This is a genomic window from Streptomyces mauvecolor (genome assembly GCF_039532965.1).
GTDB classification, from domain to species: Bacteria; Actinomycetota; Actinomycetes; order Streptomycetales; family Streptomycetaceae; genus Streptomyces; species Streptomyces violascens.
Genome location: NZ_BAAASQ010000016.1, coordinates 1 through 24,610 on the forward strand (window position 1 = coordinate 1; position 24,610 = coordinate 24,610).

Here is a 24,610-nt window from a genome sequence, read left to right on the forward strand (position 1 = left end):
CGACCTGCAGACAGCCCGCACCCTGGCAGCCCTACGACACCACCTAACAAAGTCCTACTAGTAACCGTCTTTCCATTGATCTGAGTTTCCAGATTCAGGTGCGGTCCCAGTTTCTGAACGTGAGGACTATTGGGGTTCACATCGAACCGCGCAATCTTCCTGACCACGTTACCGGCCTGGTCGGTCGTCACACTCATGAACTGAAGTCCACCGCTGCCGGACCGCACAACCGTTGCATTTTCGCCAACGTTTGCCACGGCACGGTTAACGGCCTCATCCATCGGAATATTGCAGTTACGGACCAGGACCGGCGTGGCCCCCGCCAGCACATAGTACGTGTGGAAGTCTTCGACCGTCAGGTTGTAGGCGGCCTGCCTGTGTTTGAAGTGGATGGTACTGACGACCTCGACATCCACCCCGCTTGCCGAGCGGAGTTTCATGCCCGGCTTTAGGTCGGCAGCGTTCAGCCAGGCATGGACGCTGGGTGACCAGATCGGGTGGTGGTCTGTGGCTGTGAGGGTGCTACGGGCCCCCTGGGCATCTTCAATGGTGAGAGTCGTGAAGTCTGCGTCGTCAGGGGTGACGATCGTTGCATCGACCTTGCGTGAGCCGGACTTCGCGTCCTCCGGATCCGCAGCTGCAACCTCGTCACCGACTTCGAGTTTTTCAATTGGTTTGAGCGAACCGTCCGCAAGGAGTACGGGAGTGCCTGCGGGAAAACTGTTGCAGGCGCCAGGCTTGGGCCTCTCAACCTCTCCCCGTGCATCCTCCTTACCCATCCCCTTGCCGACTACGCTACTTGGGAAATCCTCCCCCTCCCCTCCGAGCATGGGAACATTTTCAAATTTCCATTGCTTCAGCTTGCCATCAATTTCGTCATACGTGTCCGACGAGTGACATTCCTCATCCCCGAAGCAAGCATTCGTGGCCGCAGCTACATACTGATGAGCATCAGCTGCGGCGTCATACCCGAACTTGTAGCCGTTTCGCTGGTATGTCCGGATTCCTTCTGCGATCTTCTTCTGGAGCTTTTTGTAGCTCTTGGTCTTGTTGACGACCACGCCACCGTAGAGGACTGCCTTCGTCTCATCGCTCTTTTTGAACTTGACAGTCCATTTGTCAGTGTCGTAACTCCAGAGGTCCTGGATGACTACGCCGTCAGGGCTTTTGCACTGCGCTGTCCCGTCGCACGTTCCTGCCGGGCGCTCGCCGCTCGGATCGGCCAGGGTCAACGGGTTGTTGTTGCTGTAGGTGTAGCCGTTGAGGGACTGCGGGTCCTGGTCGGCGAGAATGGGGTCAACGCTGATGAATCGGCCGGTTTCAGGGTCGTATTCGCGGGCACCAAGGTGGGTGAGTCCGGTGTCGGTGTCCTTCGTACCGCCGATGAATCCCTTGGTCCCTGCCCACGCGCTGGGGGCCGTGCCACGGTCCTCACCGAACGGTGTGGAGCGGCGCTGGCTGAGGCTGCCGTCAGCGGCGTTGATGCTGGTGTCGGCGGTTCCGTGGTGGTCGGTGACCTGGAAGGTGACCTTATTGTCGTCCGTACGGACAGCGGTGGCACTACCGAGTGCGTAGTAGCGGGTTGCCTTCGGTTTGGCGGCACCCTTGATGAAGTTCAGCTCGGTACTGCCGAAGTACAGCGTGGTGTTTTCGGCGGCGGGGTCGGCTGTGTCGAGGGTATGGGCCGTGAGTCGGTTGCCGCTGGTGTCGTAGACGTAGTCGGTGTTCTTGTTCGTGGTGAACGTGGACGAGCCGGACTTCGTCTTGACGATGTCGGCGACGTTGCCGAGGCGACCTTCCGAGTTCCAGGTCAGGGTCTGGTCGTTGGCGGCAGTCGGACTGGAGTTGAGATGGCGTCCGGTGGTGTTGCCTGCGGCGTCATAGGCATAGCTCTCGTCGACCCGCGCTCCCGTGCCGCCGCCCGTCAAGGTACTGGTGGACAGGAGCGAGTGCGGCTGGGCGGCACCATTGGCGGGATAGGTGTAAGAGCGAGTGCTGTCCTTGCTGGTGTCGCCCTTGGGGTCGTGCCGCGTCTCGGTCCTGCGGGTGCCGTCCGTGTTGTAGGTGTAGCTGCTCCAGTACGGGGCGACACCGCCGAGCTTGCTTCCGTCCGCGGTGCTGGGGCAGGTTGCGTCGGTAGGGGTGAACGCCTCGGTGAGGCGGGTCAAGTAGTCGTACTGGAAGCACTGGCGATCGGTGCCCGAACGGGAAACATCGCTCATTGAAGTGACGTTGCCGGCCTGGTCGTATGTATAGGCCGTGGACCGGGCAGCGCCTGTGATGCCGTCCTGGTCGGTACGGCTGCTCGACAGGCGCTGCGTCCCGTACTCGTAGCCGTTGGTGATCTGGGTGTTCTTGCCGCCGGCGTTGAGAGTGGACTGCAGGGGCTTGCCGGTCAGGCTGTAGGTCTGGTTGGTGAGGTAGGTGGACAAGTTGCTGCTGGTGGATATTGGCCGGTGCAGCTTGTCGTACGTGAAGGCGACGGTCTCGGCGGCGAGCCCGCCCGCTGCCGGGTAGGTCGCCGACTTGGGAGTGCCGTCCAGGTTGAAGGAACTGGTCGTGACGTAGTTCCCTGCAAGGCCCTCCTGACCAGGCACTGATGGTACGGCGACGGTTGTCTTGGTCGGCCGGTACAGCGCGTCGTAGCTGTTGGCTGTCGTCTTGTACGCGTAGCTCTTGCCACCGATGGTGGCGTACCGCGTCGAAGACGCCTGCTGCCCCTGATTGTTGGCCGGGTCCCAGGTCTGGGACGTCAGCAACGGTCCGGCGGCCGTGCCGTCGTGGGTTTCCAGCAGGCGCGAGAGGTTGTCGTAGACGCTGGTGATGGTCTTGCCGCGTCCGTCCGTGGTGGAGGTGACTTCGCCTCGGTCGTTGTACGCCTTGGTGTTGGTGCCGCTGTCCGGGTCGACCGCCTTGACCTGCCGCCCGAGTTGGTCGTAGATCCAAATCCAGACGCTGCCGGCCGGGTCGGTCAGGCTGGCCAGATGACCGGCCGGGTCGTAGCTGTAGGTGGTGCTGTCGTACGGACCGGCCGGGCCGGTGGGGACGTTGGCGTGATACTGACGCAACTCGGTGGTGTGTCCAGCCGCGTCGGTGATCGTGGTGGTGGGGGTGGCACCCAGAGGCGGGGTGACGGTCACCCGGTCACCGCCGTACTGCGTAGTCGTGGTGGACAGCACGGTGTTCTGACTGTCGCCCGCGAACAGCGTCGTCTTCGTGGGGCGGCCCAGGCCGTCGTACTGGGTCGCGGTCTGGGTTTCGACTCCTGTGGCGTCCTCCACCTTGAACAGGGCAGTGCTGGGTGCGCCGGTGGCGTAGTACGGGGCATAGGCGAGCTTGGCCTGCCCGCGCTCGTCGTAGAAGGTGTCGGTCAGGAGACGGCCGCCGTCCTGGCCTGGTGCCTGGGTCTGGCGGACGCGGCCGAAGCCGTCGTACAGCGTGTAGGCGGTGTCCTGGGACCCGTCGCTGTTCAGGGTCAGGCTCGCGACGGACTGGATGACGTTCGGGTCGTTGCTGTAGCGGAACTCAAGGTTCGGGCTCTGGCTGTCGACCTTGGAGCGGTTGGGCTTCCAGACCTTCAGCGGACGACCGAGGGCGTCGTAGTCGGCTTCGATACGGCGGCCGGTCGGGTCGGTGGACACGATCGGCAGACCACGCAAGAGGTCGAAGTACGTGGTTGTGGTCTGAGCCGAGGCAGCGGTGCCGACAGTGGCGGGCGGTGTGGTGACCGTTTGCGCTGTCGGACGGCCAGTGGGCGGGGTGTAGGCGGTGGTGGTTGTGCGGGCGTCGACTGCTGGGGTGGTAACGGGGGCCTTGGTCTCGTCCGCCGGGTTGAAGACGCTCGTGGAGGACAGCGCGGTGGTCGTCAGCGGTCGTCCGTAGGTGTCGAACGTGGCCTTGTCGTCGAGGTACGTCGCGCTGTTTCCGCTGCGGGACTTGAGCGACTCGGTCATCGTCGCCTGGCCCTTGGTCGGGGTGGCGCCGTAGGCCTGGTCGTCGTAGCGGATCCGGGTATCCGTCAGCACGACGGAGGAGCCGTCGCTCCGGGTGTCACGGTTGGGAGTGGCGGCGCAGCTGGCGGCCACGGTTTCCGTGTGGATGGGAGCCGTGAAGAGCCAGGCGGTGGTGTTGTCCGCATAGGTGGTGCGAGTGCACGTGTCGTCCTTGTCCGTGCCGATGTCGCCCAGTGACTCGGACTGGGTGGCTCGTCCTCGGTCGTCGAACGTGGAGTTGGTACGGGTCTCGCGCCAGTTGGTCCCGGCTCCCGCATCGAGGGACGTGAAATTGCGTGCGGTGGCGACACCGGTGAGGTTGGCGGTCGTGGTGCCCCAGTCGCGTACGCGCTTGGCGGTCTCCTTCTTCCAAGGCGTGTTGACTACCTTGGACAGGATCTTGCCGCCGGGCTTGTCATAGGTCTCGGTGCGGTATTCGACGCCTGTCCATGCCTCGTCGTCGGTGAGAGTGGTGCCCTCGCCATCCGGGATGCTGAGGTTGCGTGTCTTGGTCTTGTCGGACGGATCGGTACGGTCGCCGTTCATGCCGCGCAGGTAGTAGTGGTCGGTCTGCGTGGACATGGCCGCGTCGCCGCCGGTCTCCACCCGCACGTGGGCGTGGCCGCGCCACTGGGACCAGGTCTTGAGTTTTTCCTTGGTGATGCCGTCGTCATCGTCGAACGCCCACGCCCCGTCGTCGAGGTAGCTGTAGTGCGTGACCATGTCGGGGGCGCCGCCCGTGCGGTCGGTGGCGATGACGCTGTCGACCACGTACTTGTTGAACCACTCCGTGGTCATGGGCACGTCGTTGTTGGGCTGGTATTTCTGCGGGAAACAGTGCGTCGTGTTGGTCTGCGGAGTGGGCAGGTGGTTCCAGTCGCAGGCGGCCTGTGAGTAGTTCACGTCCAGCTGTCCGCCGGATTCGTCCGCGACGGTGCTCAGGCGCTGCTTGTAGTAGGCGAGGCGGCCGTCACCGTCCTTGTCGAGGCGGCCGATGCGCGGTGTGTAGGAGAGGCTGGTCGTGGGGAGCTTGACCGGGGTCGTGCCCGCCAGAGCGGTGTGCTGGATGGAGTCGAGCAGCAGCTGGTAGTCGACGTCGGCAGTACCCCACTTGTGGTGCAGCGCCCATTCGTCGACCGGCTTGTAGGTGCCGTCGGCCTGCAGGGTCTGGGTGGTGACTTTCGCCAGCCGGTTGCGCGTCCAGAATGTAGGTGAAAATCGGTCCTGGTCACACTTGCTGCCGACCTTGCAGTTCTGGTCCCACGGGACGTCGTACCAGTACTGCCGGTTGGTACCGATATTGGCCGGGTCGCACCGGGTGGTGTCGTCTTCCAGGCAGCGCTCGCCGGTGGTGAAATCCACACGGGCCATCGGCCTGACGGTGGCGGAGTAGATGTCGCCCTGCTGTTGTCCGTAGTCGATGTGGTCCAGAGTGGTGGCACGGACGTAGGCGGTACCAGCGGTGTCCTTGAGGTTGCGGCCGTAGGAGTTGGCTTCCGGCTTGTACCAGTAGGTGATGTCGTTGCCGTTGGTGTCGAGGACGAGGTCGAGGTTCCAGCGCCGTCCCTGCTGGCACCACGAGTCGGCAAACGTCGCTTTGTTGCACGGTTCGCCGCTGTTATTGCCGTAGACGGGGACGGTTTCCACCGAATTGGTTTCCGTCTTGCCGACGCCCCAGTTGGGAAGCCGGTTGTAGCCGAAGTAGTAGCGGGTGCCACTAGTGGTGGTGGCCTGGAAGTACTCGCCGTCGTTGTCGCCGTTTCCGCGGGCGGTGTCGCGCAATCGGACGACCTTGGTGTTGTCGTCGCCCTTGATGCGCCATTCGTCGGTGCCGGTCGGTATCAGTTCACCGGCATGCCCGGCGAAGCTGATGGTGGCGTTGTCGTATGCCCAGCACAGGTCGCCGGGCTCCGCACCATCGGTCTTGACGCCCTCGTCACCGCATGGTTTGTACGAACGCTCCACGAATCCCGGAGAGAGGTCGAAGCCGTCTCCGACCCAGGAGGCCTGGTTGTTGCTGTTGGCCGTGCGGCCGTCAATGGCTCCGGAGGAGTAGGCCAGGCTCAGGTCGGGCTTCAGGTCCCCAGGGACGTTGGGAACTGGCATGCCGTAGGACCAGGAGAATGAGCCGCTGTTGAGCGCTGTGCTCCACGTCGTCGCTGACGACAGTGGTGAGGCTTTGAAGTCGCCGGACAGCCCACTGGGTGAGGGCGTGGCGGCGAGTACCAGGGCTCCCCCCGCCATCGAGGCCCTGCCGACCATAGAAGTCACGGACTTCGGGCTGTTCAGAGTGCCGGGAATGGCGACCGCATCGGCGGTGACCGTCTTCTTCTCCGCATCGTTGCGCCCGGCGAGAGGGGTGGACTTGCGGCATTCGGGCTTGTCCGGCGTTGTGAGCAGACAGGCCGGGAACTGGACCAAGTGCAGGCGTTCGCCGTACCCGGCACCCGCCGCATCCGCGAAGGCGCTGTAGTCGACGCTGACGCTTTGGCGTCTTGACCACGACGAGTTGCGTGAAGCCGTCCTGGGTGGCGGTCATCCGCAGGTCCACGTCCGGCAGGATCGACCGGTACTCGGCCGTATCTCCGCTGATCACAGGCCTGGGCAACGGCTTGGGCCAGGTGAGCTTCAGCTCCTTGCCCGCCTTCGACATCCGCACCAGCGGCTGCGTCCCGCCACCAGAAAACTCCAGGTCGGACAGCGTCGCCTTCGGCGCCACCGCGCCTCCCGACGTGGGCTCCAGCCCGGTGTCGATCGTGCGCCAAGAGCCGTTCTTACGCGTCCGGACCGGCTTGGTGTGGGTGGTGGATACGAGGGTGCCGTCCGGCCTCGCCGACACCTCGCTGGACTCGTCCTGGAGCGAGGGGACGTTCACCTCCTTGCCGCTACGCTTCGCCTCCGCCACGGCCAGCGACTCGGCAGTATCGCCATGGCCGGGGGAGGCATCGCCCCGCTCCGATTGCGCGCCGGACGCGGCAAGGCCGCTTGCTGCCGCTGGCAGCTGACCTCCGGACACAATCAGACCGGATACCGCAGCCAACACGGCCAGCCGTGCCACAGCACGATGCCCCAGCCTTCCCGTGACAGGCCTATGGCCCAGCACATTCACCACCGACGCTCCCCCCACAGGAACAACACAGAAATCACACAAGTGACCGAATCAAACGGTGATAACCACTCGCGGTCAACCCATGACTCAGGCCACATTGGCCGGAAGGGGGCAGCCGCCGAGCCCGAGGCCGTGGACACCCGCCACTCACCGCTGGGCGACCGACAGGGCATGAACTTCCCTGCGCATTGGCAGGTTTGACTCATCTGAGGGTGACGCAGAGGCATGCATACGACCGGCGCAAGATAGAGGGAAGCCAGTCACGTACGCATCACATTTTTTTAACAGCCCTTTATGGACTCCCGGTTGCGCAGATGGACAGATCTTTCCGCTAAGTCCAGATATCGCCCCTACATACGCGATAGCGCATCGATCGGGGCAATCGACTGTTCAGGCTGAAGTCGAGGCCCAGACCCAAGCTCGAAGATCCCTTTTGCCCTATCTGAGCATTTCTCATGTTCAGGCATGAAATGACCTGTTCCCTCGAACATCCACATGCCCCCGTCCATCCCAGAAGCAATCGGGCACAGCCTGCCGACAGCATCACAACGCCCAGGGCTCGGCCGCACCCGGCGTGAACGTGGCGGCGCCTTGAGAGAAAAAGGGGGGCCAGACCGAGCTGTCGCACAGGTGTCCCACGGGCGGGTCTACGATCGGCGTCGACTGTGGCGGTTCCGCGTCCGCAGCGCCTGCCCATGACCGCCAGTCTCCGAGGTAGCCCACGTGACCCAGCTCGCTCCCCCTGCCCTCCGCTCCGACAACAAGGAGAGACCCGATAAAGGCCGGGACCCCTACTACGACAATGCGAAGCTGCTGGCCGTCGTATTGGTGGTCTGCGGCCACTTCTGGGAACCGCTCATAGAACAGTCGGGGCAGCGCCACCTCAAAGCCCTCTACCTGCTCGTCTACGCCTTCCACATGCCCGCATTCGTTCTGATATCGGGCTTCTTCTCTCGGACTTTCACCGCCCAACCGCAACAACTCAGACGGTTGGCCAGCGGCGTGCTCATACCCTTCGTGCTGTGGGGAACCCTGCTGACACTCTTCAACAACACGCTCTCCGGCGCCCACGCGAAGATCCAACCGCTTACTCCAGTGTGGATCACCTGGTTCCTGATCGCCCTCTGCCTCTGGCGCCTGACTGCCCCGATATGGCAAACCCTGCGCGCACCGGTGACGTTCGCCACCGCGCTCTTCCTGGCCGCCGGTGCTTTCTCCCTCGGCGCCCAGTTCTCCATCACCCGCGTACTGCAGTTCTTGCCGTTCTTCGTCATCGGGCTGACTCTGCGCCCGTCCCACCTGACCTGGCTGCGCGAGACTCGGTGGCTCAAGGGGGCAGCCCTCACCGTGTTTGCCGTGGCAGGCGCTGCGGCGTACTGGCTGGCTCCGCGCCTCGGAGCCGGATGGCTGTACCGCAGCAGCAGTGCCGACGAGCTCCACGTCTCCTACACGCACTGGCTCGCCCAGTCGGCCGCGATCTACGCCGTCGGACTCATCCTCACGGCAGCCTTCCTCGCCCTCGTCCCCAATCGCCGAACCTGGTTCACCGCACTCGGCGCCGGCACCATGAGCGCCTTCCTCATCCACGCCTTCGTGCGCCAAGCCCTGGTCCACACCCACGTCTACAACCGTGAAGTCCTGCACCACCCGGCAGGCCAGGTCGCCCTCACCGTCCTGTCCATCTCCCTCGCCCTCCTGCTCTGCACCCGTCCCATCCAGCAGGCGACGAGGCCCTTCATCGAGCCCCGCCTCAACTGGCTCTTCCGCCAAGGCGAAAGCACCCGGAACCGAGCCGCGTAAAGCAGGCAGAAAGCCCACGGTTTCCGCACCGGACACTTGAGTTGTGGGTCTCGATGACCAGCAGCAAGAGTCCAGGGGCGACTACCCAAGACCAGCCGTTCGCCATGCCCATCACCCGTTGCTTGGTCAGCCCCACAGACGACACCGCCCATCATGAGGGCAGTGGTCAAGGCAGGCAGCTTCTCCGGCGCGGTCTTCCGTGAACTCTTCCGTATGAATGGCAAGTTGTCGGGCCTCACGTGCTGGACGGCCTTCCATATCGATCGGCACGATGCCGCCCTGCGCCACTTCATCCAGGCCCTCCGCCTGGCCCGCGCCGGCGGCGACGTCCAGCTCGGCCCGCAATGTGCTGACCACGATGGCGACGCAGTCCCTAATGCGGGGGCTTCTCCTCCGAAGTCGTCGACATGACCCAGGGTGCCCGTCGCGGTCCTCCGCGACCTGGAGAATCCCAACGCCGCCCTCGCCTGGCACAAGCAGGCCACCGCCGTGCCGGCCGGGAGGTATCACCCGCTCCGTCAGCATGCGGCTCGCCACCGCTGTCACCGCCCACCTGCAGGCCCACGATCTTGACCACGGCCTCAAACTCGGCAACCGCAGCGTCGACATCCTCGCCCACATCCAATCGACCCTCGACCCGGGCCAAGGACTACGGCGCTGAATGCCACACCGCTCTCACCTCCTGGCGCCGCGAACCGGGCGTCCGCAAGTTCATCCAGCGCACGCGGAGGGAACTCTGTATCGCCGCCTGAAGAACCCCAGCCCCTCTGCCCGTCTGCAACCGTCGCCAGCGCACTTGCGGACTTCACCACCAGCGTCCGGAGTCTGAGAAGGCCGTAGAACCAGAACCTCACGAATCAGCGGGCTCGCCCAGCACCAGAAGCCCGAAACGGACATCTCAGCAGACGCCCCACGCACCCGACTGCCTCCCCAGCATCCTCGCCGCAGCCACAGCAGCCATAGAAATCCCAGCTCAGAGGCCTACTACGCACATCCCGAAGACCGGGCACACCACCGAGTACGCCCTCTCCCCGCCCGATCCGCTAGGCTATCCGCGGTCAGTCGGCTATCGGGGCCGTGTGCTCGGCAAAGTACCCCTCGGGGTACTGCCCCCGAACCCGGCATCAGCAGTCTGACCAGGGCGTTTGTCTAGCCAGGCCAGGGACTCCGCACTGGGGTTTTCAGCAAGGTTTCCGACAAGCCCCCGCCTCCGTAGCTCAGGGGATAGAGCACCGCTCTCCTAAAGCGGGTGTCGCAGGTTCGAATCCTGCCGGGGGCACCACCGCATCAGCAGGTCGAAGGCCCTGCCGTCCTCATGGGCGGCAGGGCCTTCGGTCTCGCAGCACAGGTGCGGCGCACCGGGGTGCGCCGAGGGCGGGGAGCAGCGGGTGATGCTCACGAAGTCGAGCTGCCCCGGCGGCGGTACGAGGACTTGGCCCCGGCTCCTGGGGGCGTGGATGAGCGTCGCGCCCGGGTCGGTCGTGGGCGCGACGCTCATCATGCACCGTAGGAGTCGTACGCACTCGCCGGGGGCCAGAGGCTCAGGGCCCTGGCCCGCGGCGATGCGGCAGCCACAAGGCTTTGCCGCAAGCCCGGCTTACAGGGCGCTGTTGTTGCAGCCCATGCTCGAACCCATGTGGGTGTTCTGCGCACCCGGGTTGCCCTCGCCGTTGAGCGCGTTGCCCAGCACGCCGTTGAGGATGCCGACCTGGCCGAGGACGTCGACGTTCAGGTCGTGCGACCGGCAGTTGCTGCTCTGCCCGATGGCGAATTGGTCACCACCCTTCCCACCGTCGTGCGCCTGGGCCGTGCCGGCGGCCAGCATTCCGAAGCTGCCGAGGGCAACGACCAGGACGGCCGCCTTGCGAAGCTCGTTCATTTCATCTCCAATGGAGTGCAGTGGACACGATCCGTGGCAGATCGATTCCTTACGGTCACGAAAATTAGTATTAGATAATCCCAAAACGCCCGTAGACGCGCCGGGAGTCGCGACCTTGTTGGGAACCACCCTGAAGTCGTAACGCGCACGAGCGGCCCTTCGACGTCGTCAGCCACCACCCGCTTGTGCGAGGGCCCGGGGCGCGCTCCCCCCGAAACAGGCAGAGCCCGTTTCGGCGCGAAACGCCCCTCTGCCCCGCTGGCCGGGGCCCCTCGCGTGGACGAGACTGCATGGCATGCGCTCACAGGACGTACTCATCGACGGTTACGGACGCATCCGGGAAGAGGTGCACGCCGTCGTCGACGGGCTCTCCGCGGACGATCTCCACGCCAGGCCCGGGGACGGCGAGGCGAACTCCATCGCGTGGCTGATCTGGCACCTCACCCGGGTCCAGGACGACCACATCGCCGACGCGGCCGGCATCGAGCAGGTGTGGCTGGCCAAGGGCTGGGCAGACCGCTTCGACCTGCCGCTGGCGAAGGCGGACACCGGATACGGGCACACGTCCCAGCAGGTCGGCCAGGTGCGGGTGACCTCGGGCAAGCTGCTGCTCGGCTACTACGACGCGGTCCACGAGCAGACGCTCGGCTTCCTCGGCAAGCTCGACGGCAACGCGCTCAACCGCGTCGTCGACGAGCGCTGGGACCCGCCGGTCACGCTGGGCGTCCGCCTGGTGAGCGTCCTGGGCGACGACCTCCAGCACGTCGGCCAGGCCGCCTACGTCCGGGGCCTGCTCTGACCCACCCCGGGACCTCGGCACCCCCGGTCAGGCCGAGCGCCTTGTGCCGCCAGCGGCCAGGGGCGTCGGGAGCCCCGGCATCAACGGACCCTCGGCCGACAAGCCGGGTCGCCCTTCACATGCCGGTAATCGTCTCCCCTGGCCCCACTCGACGCGCCGAGGTGAGACTCGCCCGCGACCTTGATGGCGGCCCCTTCGATGGGCCGGTCGCAGGCGACGCAGAACTTGGGTGCGGCTTGTGGATGTCATGACGCCCGCTCCGCCCCGGAGTCTGCGACAAGGAAGAGCGGGCGGACCCCGTTGTCGGCGGCGCAGCCCGGGTGTCCGCATTCGAATCGTGTACCGGTCTCCGCAGCACTGACCATGCGCACACAGCAACTGGCACCGGATTCATCACAGTAGGTGCAGATGTGGAGCGTCAGCTCTCTTTCGTCGTGACCCGTCATCGTGTGCCCCGCCTCGTCGTCGATCAGGTACAGGACCAGCCTGACGACATGGCGGGGCATGAAGTGCCACAATTCTGTGGCACTCGACCGGAGGCCGAGCCGTCCTACAGGCCGATCCAGGTCGCCATGCTGTCGAGAGTGTCGGGGGTGCGGCGCCGGGCGTGGACGAGCCCTCTGATGGTCTCGCGGGCGCCTGCGTGATAGCGGGTCTGCTGCGGTGCCATCTTGCGGGCCTGCACCAGATCGGCCAGAGCCGCTTCAGTGCGGCCTGTCTCCATCTCGGCGCGTGCCTTGTCGATGTGGAAGTGGGCCCTGCGCGACATGGCCCACGAGCGCGGGATGTTGACCGCGGCGGCGTTCTCGACGGCCGTGCCGTAGTGGTGCAGTTCGACGTTCGCCGATACTTCGTGCACGGCGACGTTCGTCGGGCCGAAGGACAGGAAGTGCACATGCCCGGCTTATCCCGTGCACTTGGCAAGAGACCGGGCCTCCTGGAACGGTACGCGCGGACGGGCCCGTGGGGGAGCGTCCACCTCTGATTCCGTTCGCTTCAGCGGCAGTTGCATGTGATCCACTGGGCGCCATGACTTCACGGACCGTGTACTTGTTCTGCTCGGCGGCCCCGCCAGTCTTCGAGGTCGCCACGGTGATCGAGGCGTTGCAGGCTCGGGGCTGGGACGTGTGCCTCGGGCTGACGCCGACTGCGGCCGACTGGCTGAGGGAGAGCCTGTCGGGTCTTGCGACCCTGACGGGGCATCCCGTTCGGTCGCAGTACAAGCGGCCGGGAGAGCCGGACGTGTGGCCCAAGGCCGACCTGATCCTGGTGGCGCCCGTCACGTTCAACACCGTCAACTCATGGGCGCTCGGCCTGACTTCGACCTTCGTCGTGGGCGTGGCTGCCGAGGCGATCGGCAAGCGGATCCCGATCGTGGCCATGCCGTGCGTGAACGCCGCCTACGTACAGCACCCTCAGTTCGAGCAGTCCGTGGCCACCTTGCGCTCGGCCGGGGTGACGGTGCTGTACGGCGAGGGCGGGTTCGTACCGAACGAACCTGGTGAGCGCCGGGCGGACGGCTATCCGTGGCACCTCGCACTGGACATCGTCGAGACGCTCGCCGGGCCCGGGGATCGGGCCTGATCCCCGGGCCCCTCGGAGCTTTCCCGAGAACCGGGATCGGGCTGACCGTTGCTACCCGGCGCGGAACGTCTGCCGGAAAGGCCTCACGGCTCCACAACCCCCTCCGGGCACCCCGTCCCGCGGGGAATGCTGTACGGCGCGGCCACGTGGTACGTGCCCGGTTTCGGGGCGAGGAGTTCTGTCCACTCGTCGCCCGCCGGCGTCGCGGCGGCCTTGCGGAGGCAGCCGTTCGGGTTGGTGTACGTCTTCGGGCCGTGGCCGCGGAGTTTGGACTCCGGGGTCTCCTGCGGCGGCACGACACCCTTGCCCTTCTCGTCGACCAGTTTCAGCCAGGGCGAGTACGGGATGCGGATGAGGATCTTGCCCGGGGAGCGGACCTCGACCGTGACCTCGCCCTCGCCGGCGTGCTTGACCGTGGCGGGCGGGTCCGCCAGCGGGGTCGGGTTCTCGACCGCGAACAGACGCCAGTGCTCGTTCGACCAGATCTGCTTCAGGTAGGGCAGGCCCTCCTTGATGAGCTTGCCCTCCTGGACGGCGCCGTTCACGTCCGCCGGGCCCAGCGGCAGCACCACGTAGCGCACCGCCCAGCGGTTCAGCCAGGCGTGGTAGTTGTCCGCGTTCAGGGTGTCGTCGTAGAAGAGCGGGTTGCGCTGGATGTCCGCCTGCCGGTTCCAGCCGCGCGCCAGGTTCACGTACGGGGTGAACGCCGAGGCCTCGCGGTGGCTGGAGGCGGGGACGACCTCCACCCGGCCGGTCTTCGCGTCGAGGCCCTGCAACTGGTCGACCAGCGGCGCCAGGTCCCGCGCCCAGGTCGCGGCGGGGGCGGTGCTGACGATGTCGTCCACCGACTTGAAGCCGATCCACCCGTTGAGCCCGACGAAGGCCAGCACCACCGCGTACCACTTGCGGGACTTCGGCACCGTGTACGGGAGGGCCGCGAGCAGCACGACCCCGGCGAACAGCATCGCCATGCGCGTGATGTTCGAGCCGATCTGGGACTGGATCGCGAAGCACAGCAGCACCGCGACGCCGTACACCAGCGCGGCCGTACGGACCGTCCGCCAGTCCTTCGGTACGAGGAAGAGGATCAGCACCGCGAAGAGGAACGGGCCCGACGTCGTGGCCAGCGACATCGGCTGCGTGCCCGAGAAGGGGAACAGCCACGCCGACAGGCCGACCACCACGACCGGCGGCAGACCGATCGCGTACGCGCCCGGGCGGCGCTTGTTCAGGAAAAGTGCGGCCGCGACGAGGCCGAGGAACAGTCCCGCGACCGGGCTGCTCGCGGTGGCGAGCGCGGCGCAGGGCGCGGCCACCGCCGCCTTCGGCCAGCGGTTCTCGCGCTTGTTGTGCGGCCAGCAGAACACCGCGGCCACCGCGCCGAGCGCGAACATCATGCCGAGCCCGAACGTCACCCGGCCCGACATCGCGTTGCACAGGAAGGCGAACAGCGCGGCGAAGGAGCAGGCCAGCGGGTTGCGGACGGCCTTCACGCGCACCAGGATCAGCGCGGTGAGCCCGGCCGACACGGTCCCGGCGATCATCATCGTCGTCCGCACGCCGAGCACCGACATCAGATACGGCGAGACCACGCTGTACGACACCGGGTGCATCCCGCCGTACCAGGCCAGGTTGTACGCGGACTCCGGGTTGCGGCCGACGAACTCGGTCCAGGCGTCCTGCGCCGCGAGGTCGCCGCCGCTGTTCGCGAAGAGGAAGAACCACAGGATGTGGGTCACGGCCGCGGCCGCCGTCACGAACGCGACGGGGTGGCGCATCGGCCAGGAGTCCGGGCTCAGTCCCAGTCCCGGTCCCATTCCGAGGCGTATTCGCGTCTTGGACCAGAGCGCGGACCCGGTCGAGCTCGCGGTCTCGGCGGAGCTCGCACTCGCCGTGTCGGTCTTGCTCGTACTGCTCGTACTCGCGGTGCTGTCGGCGCGGGTGGGCGTCGGCTCAGCGGTGGTCACTGCGGCTCTCCCGCCTCACGCTGTCTCACCTGGCATACGCGACCGTGCGCGCTTGCAGTGCATTACTTTGCAGTTGCATACGGTCTGCGCGGGGGTTCCCGAGGTTCTCCCCAGGACTCTCCCCCGAGATTGTCCCCTGATTCCAAGGACGCCGTCCCCGCGTCCCCAGTTGCCCGAAGCTAGCACGGGGGCGCCCCGCAGGTCGGGGCGCCCTCGATGCGTCCGGGGCGGTCAGCCCAGTCGGGTGAGCTTGGCGCCCGTGCCCGGTTCGGTCAGGGCGCTCTTCAGCTCGACCGGCGCGGTCAGCCTGCCGTTGCCGGAGCCGATGGACAGCTCGCCGACCACGGTGCCCGGCTTCGCCGAGTGCGGGACGGGCTTGCCGCCCGAGCCAAGGGTGACGTCCACCTTCAGGCCCGGCCAGCCGATCGCCTTGAGGTCCTTGGCGGCGACCAGCGGGGTCTTCCCGCCGAGCCCGTCGTCGACGTACCCGACGACATCGCCCTTCTTGACGACCGTCGCCGAGGTGACGGCCTTCTGCACGGCCTGGATCAGCGTGTAGCTGTTGTTGATCGCGGCCTTCAGCTTGTTGTCGAGGGTGGTGCCGGTGCGCTGGCCCATGACGATGCCGTAGATCCGCTGGTTCTTGCCGTCGACGACCGTGTCGGCCGACCACAGCAGGTTGCCGCCGGCCGGGGTCGAGGAGCCGGTCTTGATGCCGCTGACACCCGGCTTGAGCAGGATCGTGTTGTTGTTGTAGATCATCGTGTCGATGCCCGGGATCTTGATCTGGGGCGTGTTGACGATGCCGCGGAACACGTCGTTCTGCATGACGGCCTGAGCCAGCTTGAGCTGGTCGACCGGCGTGGAGACCGTGGTCTCCTTCAGACCGCTCGGGTCGGTGTACGTGGTGCTGGTCATGCCGAGTTCCTTGGCGGCGTCGTTCATCTTCGCGATGAACGCCTCCTCGGATCCGGCGTCCCAGCGGGCAAGGAGACGGGCCGCGTTGTTGCCGGACGGGATCATCAGCAGTTCCAGCATCTGCTTCTCGGTGAACTGCTGGTCCTTGCGGATCGGCGCCGTCGACTCGTCGGGCTTCTTCGCGTCGTCCTCGGCCTGCTGGTCGACCGTGATCTTCTCGCCCTCCTGCTTCCCGGTTATCGGGTGGCCCTTGAGGATCACGTACGCCGTCATCGTCTTGGCCACGCTCGCCAGCGGCGCGGGCTTCTGCTCCCCGTGCGTACCGAGGCTGCCCACCCCGTCCACGGACACCGCCGACTGCCCCTCGGCGGGCCACGGCAGGTTCAACGCACCGCCGTCGAAGGTGTACGTCGCCGACGAGGTCAGGGTCAGCTTCGGCTCCGGAAGCGGACGCATGATCTGTACGACTGCAAAGACGATCAGGAGGAGCAGGACCAGCGGGGTCCAGATCTTGAACCGCCGCACCGTGGTGCGGACCGGGGTCTGCGGCGGGGGCGGGGTGTTCGTCAGCTCGGCGAGCAGGTCGAGCGGGGGCTTCGGCGGCAGCGGCTGCTGACGGGTCCGCTCGGCGCGCTCCGGGATGACCGGGGCGGGGCCGGGGGCCGCGGCCGGCGGCGGGGTGACCTTCGGCGCCTCGGGCTTCCTGACGGGGGCGTCGAGGCCCTTCGCCGGGGCGCTGGGGTTCTTGGCGGGGGCGGCGGGATTCCTCGCGGGGGCCGCCGTGCCGGCGCCCGCGTCGTCCGACCGCAGCGGTATGAACCGGCTGGTCCGCTCGGCGGCCGGCTCCCGCTTGGGCGCGGGCAGCTTGAGCATCGCCGTCGGCTGGTCGACGGCGGGCGGCGCGGGGGCCTTGAAGACGGCGGTGGGGTGGTCGATTCCCTCGGGCTCGGCGGGCTTCGCACCGGATCCGGAGGGGCTCGCTCCGTCGGCCTTGGGATCGGCCTTCGCGGGACTGACCTTCGCGGGGCCGGCCTTCGGCTCGGAAGGCTCCGCCTTGGCGTCGGCCTCGGAGGGGCTCGCCTTGGGCTCGGCCTTCGCGGGGCTCGCCTTCGGCTCGGAGTCGGTCGGCTTGGCTCCCCAGGAGGTGGCTCGCGCGCCGGGGCCCGCGTCTTCGTCGCCGGGCTCGGCGTCGGCGGCCTTGGCGTCGGCGCGCTCGGCGTCGCTCGGTTCGGCCACGCCGGGCTCGGCGGCAGCAGGAGCGGTGCCGGACACCTCGGGCTTGGTGCTGCCGGAGGTCGCGGGCGCGGGCTCGGCGTCGTCCGCCTTCGGGGCGGCTGCCCCGGTGTCGGTGCCGCTGTCCTCGGCGGCTTCCGGCTCGGCGCCCGCCTGCTCGGCCTCATCCGCCTTGGGGGCGGTGGGCTCGGGCCCGCCGTCCTCCTCCGCGTCGGCGTCCGTACCGGTTGCGGCCTCGGCATCGGCCGCGCCGGGCTTGGCGTCCTCGGGCTCGGCCTTCGCACCCTGGGTCCTGGCAGCACCCTCCGGCCCGGAAGCCGCACCCTCGGAATCCGAACCCTTGGGCTCCGCCTCCTGGTCGACCCACGCCGCGACCGCCGCGCGGAGCCGGGAGTCGCCGTCCTCCTGGCGCGGGGCCCGGAAGACCGCGGTCGCCTGATCGACGCCGCCCGGCGCGGTCGCCCCGGCCGGAACGGAACCCGTACGGGCACCGGCGCCGGAACCATTCGCCGTCCTGGCGCCGTCCTCGCCGGAGGGGACCCCGGAGGGGGACGGGGAGGAGACCGCGATACGCGGGTCGCGTTCGCTCGTAGTCGTCTCCCCCGACGACTGCTTCTGCTCCGACTTGTCGGGGGACTCGCCCGCCACCGATGCCTCCTCCAGACGCCGGGTGGCGTCATCCGAAACTGCCCGAACCATGTACCAGTGTCCCGTGTGCCGGGTAGGACCCCCCGGCTAGACGAGAACGACATACCTGCTGGTTCCCGTACGAACCACCCAGGCGCTCTCGACAGATGAATGTGAGAGGGGTCACCCTGTCATTCATCCACGCGGGGAGGCATGGATGGGCAGGAGCCGCAGAACTATTCCGGAAGAGCTGTTGCTGCTCGCTCTGGACCCGGCCACGGGTACCACAGCGCAGCCGCAGTCGCTCGACCTCGGCCTCGCCGGAGCCCAGCTAGTGGAGCTGGCTCTGGCAGGACGGATAGCCCCAGACGGGGATCGTATCGCCGTGGTGATGGCACGGCCGACAGGAGATCCGACACTGGACTCCGCACTGGAACTGCTGCGCAGGCGCGGCAGCCCGGTCCGGGCCGTCCACTGGATCGGCGGGCCCCGCCTCGGGCTCCGCCAGATTTACCTAGCGCACCTGGAGCGGTGCGGCATGGTCCATGCCGTGTCGGGCCAGATGTGCGGGGTGCTGCCGACGACTCGCTACCAAGCGACGGACACGGCGATCAGCCGGGACATCAGGGCCCGGCTGGACAGTGCGATCCGCACCGGCGTACCGCCGGACCCGCGGACCGCGGCGCTTGCCGCGCTGGCCCACGCAGTCGGGCTCGGCAAGCACCTGTACCCCGGCAACGAGGGGCGGTCATCGCGCTCCCGTCTCAGGGACCTGATCAGGCACGACCCGATGGGCGGTCTCGTCGCGCACGCCGTGATGGACGTCCAGAACGGTGTGGCCGCTCAGCCACGCCGAGGCGGCCAGGGCCCCGGCGCCGCGCCGGAGACCGGAAGCCGCCACGCGGCGGCGGCCGGCGTCCCGATGCAGCCGCATCACGGGGCGATGGCGAGGGCCGTGGCACACCACTAGCACCACCAGCCGCACCGGCAGGACCTGCACGACCAGTCGCATCACCAGCCGCATCGCATGACCGCCGCACCGTCGTCCCCATGACCCGGTTCGGGAGCCGCACCATGAACGCGCGGGGCTGTCCCAACAGCCCCGCGCGTTTGCGTAGTCGCTGTGTGTGGCCATTTTCCAGCGCGCGCCCGGATGTTGGTGGCAGTCTGCAGAGCAGAAGAACAGAAAAGCCGTGAGCCGGAGGTGCGTTTCCCGTGGCGTCCAATGTCAATCCCACCGTGAGGCGACGCCGACTGGGCCAGGAGTTGCGCAGGCTCCGCGAACTGAAAGGCATGACCGCCGAAGAGGTCGCAGAACGCCTGCTGGTGTCCCAGTCGAAGATCAGCCGCCTTGAGAACGGCCGCCGTTCCATCAGCCAGCGCGATGTCCGCGATCTGTGCGGGGTGTACGAGGTCGAGGACCACCGCATCGTCGATTCGCTGATGCAGATGGCCAAGGACTCCCGCCAGCAGGGCTGGTGGCACGCCTTCGGCGACATCCCGTACAGCGTCTACATCGGCCTGGAGACGGACGCCGCGAGCCTGCGCGTCTACGATCCCCAGGTCGTGCCGGGCCTGCTCCAGACCCCGCAGTACGCCGAGGCCCTCATCGCGGGGGCGCTCCCCGAGACAGCCCCGACGGACGTCGAGAAACGGGTCAACGTCCGATTGCGGCGACAGGAGCGGGTACGGGCGGCGGAGAACCCCCTGCGACTGTGGGTGGTCATCGACGAGGCCGCGCTGCGCCGCCGGGTCGGGGACAAGCAATTGATGATCGACCAGCTGGAGTTCCTCATCGAGCGGTCCCAACTGCCGCATTTCACCGTGCAGGTACTGCCGTTCAGCATGGGCGCGCATCCGGGAATCAACGGCCAGTACGCGATTCTGGAATTTCCGGACGCCTCGGACTCCAGTGTCGTCTACATCGAGGGCGTCACCAGCGACCTTTACCTGGAAAAGGCCAATGATGTCCAGAAATACAGCGTGATGTACGAGCACTTGCGCGCACAGGCCCTGAATGTGGACCAGACCCGGGAATTCATTACCGGGATCGCGAAGGACTACGCCCGTGGCACGGCCGGCTGAGATCTGAAGCGCGGCACCGTACACCCCCCACGTACCGCGATGGAAGGCCCGGCCGGAATATGCCATCCGGTCGAGTGAATGGCCGCCGCGCACCCCGGGACCTGCGAGTAGCGTCGATCACGCCAACGAAGAACGCTGGCCGAGAACGACCAACTGGCAAGAACCGGAGCGAACATGGCAATTCTTCAGGGCGCCACGGACACCTGGACCAAGTCCTCGTACTCCACCGGAAACGGCGCATGTGTCGAAGTCAAGTCTCCCGAGATGCACGCCATCGCCGTGCGGGACTCGAAAGTCACCGAGGGCCCCTCGATCGCCTTCGCCCCCGGCGCGTGGAACGCGTTCGTGGCCGAGGTGACCCGGGATTCCCTCAGCTGACCACCCACGACAGCCGACGTGATACCCGCCTCACCGACAAGAGCCCTCTCGACTGGTCCGCCGTCCCGGCCGAGGGGGCTCGGCCATGTCCTCGGGCCCCGGCCGCTACCGGAGTTCGTCCACGTAGCGGTCGGTGCCCGGCACGGTGGGAATGAACGGCGCCGCCAGCTCCAGCCTCCCCAGCCCCGTTTCGGCGACCTCGGCATCGAGCCCCGTGAAGTGGTCCGCCCACACCTCCCCCGGATCCCGCTCCAGGAACCACAGCAGCGTGAGCCGGGTGCCGACGCCCTCGACCTGCTTCACATACGTCATGCGGTCGCCCGGCAGCGGGGTGGGCCGGAACACCGTCACCATCGCGGCGGGCCCCCCGGCGAGCCGCTTGGGCAGATGCCGCGAACGCAACCACTCCAGCAACTCGGCCCGCGCATCGGGGCTTTCGGCGTCGACGACCTCCAGGACGAGGCCCGCGTACGGGTGGTCCAGGGCGTGGTAGTCGCGCGGCCCGGCGGCACCGTCGCGGTAGACGGTCGCCTCGTGGTCCTGGAACGAAGTGAAGACATGGGTGCGGTCCTGGTAGACGCGCCCGTCACGGTTCAGCCGCTTGTTGATGCCGACGGTCCACTTCATGTGCTCGTCGTAGCGCCCGTCGGTGATCCAGTACGTCGAGAGGTAGCAGCCCGCGCCGACCGGCTGGGCGATCGCCGACTTCTCCGGGTAGCGCAGCTCCTGGAGTTCGCGGGTCGCCACCCAGCGGCGCCCCGCATACATCCAGGGCATCGCCATCGCGCCGGCGTAGTAGTGGTCGTCCTCGTACCAGCGGTTGTACGCGTACTCATGGCCCGGATGCGGCTCCACCATGGTGATCAGCGCGTGCCCCGGACGCACCCCGTAGGGCCCCACCGAGGCCAGCTCCGCATACGCCTCGGGCCGTGTGTCCTCCGTCATGCCGCTCCCCTTCCCTCCGCCACCGGACGGACATACTCTGACGCCCCGTCAGACGAAGTGCCAGAGCCGGGAGGCGACCGGATGTTGCTGAGTGGGAAGACCGTCATCGTGTCCGGGGTCGGGGCCGGGCTCGGACACCAGGTCGCCGCGGCCGTCGTGCGCGACGGGGGCAACGCGGTGCTCGGCGCGCGCACCGAGGCCAACCTCGCGAAGTCGGCCGCCGAGATCGACCCGGACGGCACCCACACCGCGCACGCGCCGACCGACATCACCGACGAGGCGCAGTGCGAGGCGCTCGCGGCGCTCGCCGTGGAGCGCTTCGGCGGGATCGACGCCGTCGTCCATGTCGCCGCCTGGGACAGCTACTTCGGCGGCCTCCAGGACGCGGACTTCGCCACCTGGCAGCAGGTCATCGACGTGAATCTGCTCGGCACGCTGCGCATGACGCGGGCCTGCCTGCCCGCGCTCAAGGCGCGCGGCGGCTCGGTGGTCGTCATCGGTACGCAGTCGTCGGTGGCGGCGCCCTCACAGGTGTGGCAGGCGGCGTACGCGGCGTCCAAGGGGGCGCTGACCTCCGCGATGTACTCCATGGCGCGCGAGCTCGGCCCGGACCGGATCCGGGTCAACACGGTGCTGCCGGGCTGGATGTGGGGTCCGCCGGTGCAGGCGTACGTCCAGTTCACCGCGCACACCGAGGGCGTGCCCGAGGAGGAGGTGCTCGGGCGGCTCACCGAACGGATGGCCCTGCCGGAGCTGGCCACGGACGCGGACGTGGCGGACGCCGTGGCCTTCCTGGCCTCGGACCGGTCCCGCGCGATCACCGGCCAGTCGCTGCTGGTGAACGCGGGCGAGCTGATGAGGTAGGCGTACGGTCTCACCTCACGTACGGACAAAGGCAGTTGGACCCGACTCTCTCGGCCGCACGGGACCCGCATCCCGTGCGGTCGTTCGCATGTGCAGGGAGCCCGATGGACCGAGCCTGACGAAGTGCCCTCATCGTGTGGCCCCCGTCACGGGCGCGACAACACCCCTCGAAGCAAAGGGACGGCAAAATCGTTCGACTTTGTGATCCTCGTTCATATCTGTGACCGTGCGATGTCTTGACCACCCCTCCGACAACGGGTTCAATCCCCGAAGTCCCCGCTCCCGCACGGGGCGCCGCCGAGCCGGACGTACTGACGAAGAGCATCCGAGTTCATTGACGTTCACAAGGCGGACCCCTTGGAGGGGGCACATGAACAGTCTCGACTGGGCCGTACTCATCGGCTACTTCGGCGTGATGGTCGCGATCGGCGTCTGGTCCCACAAGCGGGTCGGCGACGTCTCCGACTTCTTCACCGCCGGCGGCAAGATGCCGTGGTGGCTGTCCGGGATCTCGCACCACATGTCCGGCTACAGCGCGGTGATGTTCACCGGCTACGCCGGCATCGCCTACCAGTACGGCGTCACGTCCTTCGTGACCTGGTCGTTCCCCATCGCCGTCGGCATCGGCATCGGCGCAAAGCTCTTCGCGCCCCGGCTCAACCGGCTGCGCTCCAAGCTGCACGTGGCCTCCCCGCTCGAATACCTCAAGAACCGCTACAACGTCTCCACCCAGCAGGCCCTCGCCTGGTCCGGGCTGCTTCTGAAGATCGTCGACGTGGGCGCCAAGTGGGCCGCGATCGCCACCCTGTTGTCGGTGTTCACCGGCATCACGATCACCCAGGGAATCTTCATCACGGGCTGCATCACCGCGGTGTACTGCACGGTCGGCGGGCTGTGGGCGGACGCGCTCACCGAACTCGGCCAGTTCATCATCCAGTTGTTCGCCGGGCTCGCGATGCTGATCGCGGTCATGGGCAAGCTGGACGGCTTCTCCACGCTGTGGACGGTCTGGGACAAGCTGCCCAGCGGCCACGCGCACGCCACCGCCGGCCCGTACACCGTCACGTTCCTGATGGCGTTCCTGTTCATCAAGACCTTCGAGTACAACGGCGGCATGTGGAACCAGGCCCAGCGCTACATGGCCACCGACTCGGCGCGCTCGGCGACCCGTTCGGCCCGGCTCTCCGCGGTCCTGTGGGCGGTCTGGCCCACCGTGCTGTTCTTCCCGATGTGGTGCGCGCCGCTCCTGGTCCACGCCAAGAAGCCGGACGGCTCGGACAGTTACGCCCTGATGACCGAGACGCTGCTGCCGCACGGCATGCTCGGCCTGGTCGTCGTCGGCTTCTTCTCGCACACCATGGCCATGTGCTCCTCGGACGCCAACGCCATCTCGGCCGTCTTCACCCGGGACATCATGCCGGTGCTCTCGAAGGCGGCCCGCTCCTGGAACTCGCGCGCGGGACTCGTCGCCGCACGCCTGTCGACGCTGGTCTTCCTCGGCCTGTCGATGACGATCGCGACGCAGGTCAATTCACCCGCGTTCAAGGACATCATCACCGTCGTGATCAAGTGGGTGGCCGGGCTCATGGGCCCGATCGCGATCCCGTTCATGCTGGGCATGCTCAGGACCTTCCGGAAGTCGGGCCCTACCGCGGCGCTCACCAGCTGGGCGGCCGGGCTGCTCGCCTTCTTCTTCGTGAACTACAACCTCGACGGCTCGCAGAAGGCCGGTGTGGCCCTGCAGTGGCAGGTGTCGGTGCCGCTGGCGATCTCGCTCGTCCTGTACGTCCTGATCGGGCTGCTCAGGCCCGAGGACACCCCGGAGCGGGACGCGCTGCTCGCCCTCATCAACTCCGATGACGACGGCCCGGGTTCGGCATCCGCCGCGGCGTCGCTTCCGGCTCAGCCGGCGGCGGGGGACGCGAAGGCGGTGACGGCCGAGTGATGACCGGCGGTACGACGCCGACGGCCTGCCCCGCTCCTTGCGGCGCGGGGGTTCAGCCGATGATCTCGGGCTGGTCGGGGTAGGCGTCGTCGCGGTGCGGGCCCCAGCGCTCGTAGCGGCTCCGGGAGTCGTCGCTCTGCGGCGGGCAGTGCTGGCCGTCGCCCTCGTTCTCGTCCATCACCATGGCGTCGACGGCCTGTTGGGCGTCCCTGGCGTCGTACGGCGGAAGGTCGCCCTCGCGAGCCGAGGGGTCGGTGAACGCGGGCTCCGCCTCGGACTGGACGTACTGCTGCTGACCGGAGTCGTCGGCCGGGGCCGCGAGCGAGGTGCCCGCGCCGGCGCCGAGCAGCACGAGGGCGACCAGCGGGGCCGTGATCCAGCGTGCCGACAGGCCGCGGGAGTACGCGGTGCGGGCTCTGGGGATGGGGGTCATGAGGACGACCCTGGCGAACTCCCGCGTGCGCGCGCGAGGGACACGCGGTTCC

18 protein-coding genes and 1 tRNA gene are annotated in these 24,610 nt (G+C 67.4%); 12 read left to right on the top strand and 7 right to left on the bottom strand.

What is annotated here, in order from left to right; translation table 11 throughout:
- Positions 1 to 6,413 (bottom strand): polymorphic toxin-type HINT domain-containing protein (locus ABD346_RS21280; protein WP_344376855.1); only part of this gene is annotated, 6,413 nt, incomplete at its 3' end.
- A 74-nt stretch (positions 6,414 to 6,487) separates the two neighbouring features.
- Here ABD346_RS21280 and ABD346_RS21285 point away from each other — a divergent pair.
- From ABD346_RS21285 to ABD346_RS21305, 5 genes are all read left to right on the top strand, one after another.
- A complete protein-coding gene (locus tag ABD346_RS21285) occupies positions 6,488 to 6,997 on the top strand; it encodes a hypothetical protein (RefSeq protein ID WP_344376856.1) in 510 nt (169 codons plus the stop codon).
- Between the two features lie 827 nt (positions 6,998 to 7,824).
- A complete protein-coding gene (locus ABD346_RS21290; protein WP_344376858.1) occupies positions 7,825 to 8,901 on the top strand; it encodes an acyltransferase family protein in 1,077 nt (358 codons plus the stop codon).
- A 162-nt stretch (positions 8,902 to 9,063) separates the two neighbouring features.
- Positions 9,064 to 9,312 carry a hypothetical protein gene (locus ABD346_RS21295; protein ID WP_344376860.1) on the top strand — a complete coding sequence of 83 codons (249 nt, stop codon included), beginning with the start codon at positions 9,064 to 9,066 and terminating at the stop codon, positions 9,310 to 9,312.
- A 112-nt stretch (positions 9,313 to 9,424) separates the two neighbouring features.
- Positions 9,425 to 9,562, top strand: coding sequence for a hypothetical protein (locus ABD346_RS21300; RefSeq protein ID WP_344376861.1), 138 nt, complete (start codon positions 9,425 to 9,427; stop codon positions 9,560 to 9,562).
- Positions 9,563 to 10,107: 545 nt separating this feature from the next.
- A tRNA-Arg gene (locus tag ABD346_RS21305) sits at positions 10,108 to 10,183 on the top strand.
- A gap of 315 nt (positions 10,184 to 10,498) precedes the next feature.
- Here the strand turns inward: ABD346_RS21305 and ABD346_RS21310 are convergent.
- Entirely contained in the window at positions 10,499 to 10,780 is a 282-nt protein-coding gene (locus tag ABD346_RS21310) for a hypothetical protein (protein ID WP_344376863.1), read from the bottom strand.
- Between the two features lie 295 nt (positions 10,781 to 11,075).
- Here ABD346_RS21310 and ABD346_RS21315 point away from each other — a divergent pair, with 295 nt between their 5' ends.
- Complete coding sequence (locus ABD346_RS21315; RefSeq protein ID WP_344376864.1) at positions 11,076 to 11,579, top strand: mycothiol transferase; 504 nt, start codon at positions 11,076 to 11,078, stop codon at positions 11,577 to 11,579.
- A 550-nt stretch (positions 11,580 to 12,129) separates the two neighbouring features.
- Here the strand turns inward: ABD346_RS21315 and ABD346_RS21320 are convergent.
- Positions 12,130 to 12,474, bottom strand: coding sequence for a hypothetical protein (locus ABD346_RS21320; protein WP_344376866.1), 345 nt, complete (start codon positions 12,472 to 12,474; stop codon positions 12,130 to 12,132).
- A 134-nt stretch (positions 12,475 to 12,608) separates the two neighbouring features.
- On the opposite strand from ABD346_RS21320, the gene ABD346_RS21325 reads away from it, so the two are divergent.
- Positions 12,609 to 13,163 (top strand): flavoprotein, encoded by a 555-nt coding sequence (locus tag ABD346_RS21325; protein ID WP_344376868.1) that lies wholly within the window; start codon positions 12,609 to 12,611, stop codon positions 13,161 to 13,163.
- 83 nt (positions 13,164 to 13,246) lie between these two features.
- On the opposite strand, the gene ABD346_RS21330 is transcribed toward ABD346_RS21325, so the two are convergent.
- Together ABD346_RS21330 and ABD346_RS21335 are read right to left on the bottom strand one after the other, a co-directional pair.
- Positions 13,247 to 15,130, bottom strand: a complete 1,884-nt coding sequence (locus ABD346_RS21330; RefSeq protein ID WP_381227873.1) for an MFS transporter — start codon at positions 15,128 to 15,130, stop codon at positions 13,247 to 13,249.
- Between the two features lie 231 nt (positions 15,131 to 15,361).
- A complete protein-coding gene (locus ABD346_RS21335) occupies positions 15,362 to 17,929 on the bottom strand; it encodes a serine hydrolase (protein WP_344376869.1) in 2,568 nt (855 codons plus the stop codon).
- 196 nt (positions 17,930 to 18,125) lie between these two features.
- On the opposite strand from ABD346_RS21335, the gene ABD346_RS21340 reads away from it, so the two are divergent.
- From ABD346_RS21340 to ABD346_RS21350, 3 genes are all read left to right on the top strand, one after another.
- Positions 18,126 to 18,878 (top strand): GOLPH3/VPS74 family protein, encoded by a 753-nt coding sequence (locus ABD346_RS21340; RefSeq protein WP_344376870.1) that lies wholly within the window; start codon positions 18,126 to 18,128, stop codon positions 18,876 to 18,878.
- A gap of 245 nt (positions 18,879 to 19,123) precedes the next feature.
- Positions 19,124 to 19,993 carry a helix-turn-helix domain-containing protein gene (locus ABD346_RS21345; protein ID WP_344376872.1) on the top strand — a complete coding sequence of 290 codons (870 nt, stop codon included), beginning with the start codon at positions 19,124 to 19,126 and terminating at the stop codon, positions 19,991 to 19,993.
- Positions 19,994 to 20,167: 174 nt separating this feature from the next.
- Positions 20,168 to 20,371, top strand: a complete 204-nt coding sequence (locus ABD346_RS21350) for a DUF397 domain-containing protein (protein WP_189961619.1) — start codon at positions 20,168 to 20,170, stop codon at positions 20,369 to 20,371.
- Between the two features lie 105 nt (positions 20,372 to 20,476).
- On the opposite strand, the gene ABD346_RS21355 is transcribed toward ABD346_RS21350, so the two are convergent.
- The gene (locus ABD346_RS21355; protein ID WP_344376874.1) at positions 20,477 to 21,316 is read right to left on the bottom strand and encodes a hypothetical protein; all 840 of its coding nucleotides are present in this window, start codon (positions 21,314 to 21,316) and stop codon (positions 20,477 to 20,479) included.
- Positions 21,317 to 21,397: 81 nt separating this feature from the next.
- On the opposite strand from ABD346_RS21355, the gene ABD346_RS21360 reads away from it, so the two are divergent.
- Together ABD346_RS21360 and ABD346_RS21365 are read left to right on the top strand one after the other, a co-directional pair.
- The gene (locus ABD346_RS21360) at positions 21,398 to 22,180 is read left to right on the top strand and encodes an SDR family oxidoreductase (protein ID WP_344376875.1); all 783 of its coding nucleotides are present in this window, start codon (positions 21,398 to 21,400) and stop codon (positions 22,178 to 22,180) included.
- A gap of 370 nt (positions 22,181 to 22,550) precedes the next feature.
- Complete coding sequence (locus tag ABD346_RS21365; RefSeq protein WP_344376877.1) at positions 22,551 to 24,125, top strand: sodium:solute symporter family protein; 1,575 nt, start codon at positions 22,551 to 22,553, stop codon at positions 24,123 to 24,125.
- Between the two features lie 52 nt (positions 24,126 to 24,177).
- On the opposite strand, the gene ABD346_RS21370 is transcribed toward ABD346_RS21365, so the two are convergent.
- Entirely contained in the window at positions 24,178 to 24,558 is a 381-nt protein-coding gene (locus ABD346_RS21370) for a hypothetical protein (RefSeq protein ID WP_344376878.1), read from the bottom strand.
- Positions 24,559 to 24,610: the final 52 nt, after the last annotated feature.